Source organism: Pelomonas nitida (assembly GCF_043555975.1).
Taxonomy (GTDB): domain Bacteria; phylum Pseudomonadota; class Gammaproteobacteria; order Burkholderiales; family Burkholderiaceae_C; genus Pelomonas; species Pelomonas nitida.
Map to the genome: position 1 here is coordinate 1 of NZ_JBIGIA010000050.1, position 374 is coordinate 374.

General features: G+C 67.9%; 1 protein-coding gene. It reads right to left on the reverse strand.

The genetic code is table 11. The annotated features are described in order from the left end of the window. Positions 1–73 precede the first annotated feature (73 nt). On the reverse strand, positions 74–374 hold a 301-nt coding region (locus ACG00X_RS24060; RefSeq protein ID WP_394492358.1), incomplete at its 5' end, for a helicase-related protein.

A 374-nucleotide genomic window follows, 5' to 3' on the forward strand; every position in this document is an offset into this window, starting at 1 on the left:
GATGGGTTTGACTTGGGCGCTGCGCATGCGAACTCCGACGAGTTGATCGGACTGAATATAGGCCAAATACGGTCTACTCGTCCTCCAGCAGCGCCGCCAGCGCGGCGGCGTCCAGCGGTGCGGCCGGGCCGTCGCTTTCCAGCATACCGTCGGCCAGGCCGCGCGTGTCGCGGTGCAGCTCGATGATGCGTTCCTCCACGGAGCCGGCGGTCACCAGCCGGTAGACGGTGACCGGGCGCTGCTGACCCCTGCGGTGGGCGCGGCCGCTGGCCTGGTCTTCGGCGGCGGGGTTCCACCACGGGTCGACGATGAGCACGTAGTCGGCCATCGTCAGGTTCAGGCCGAAACCGCCTGCCTTCAGGCTGATCAGGAAC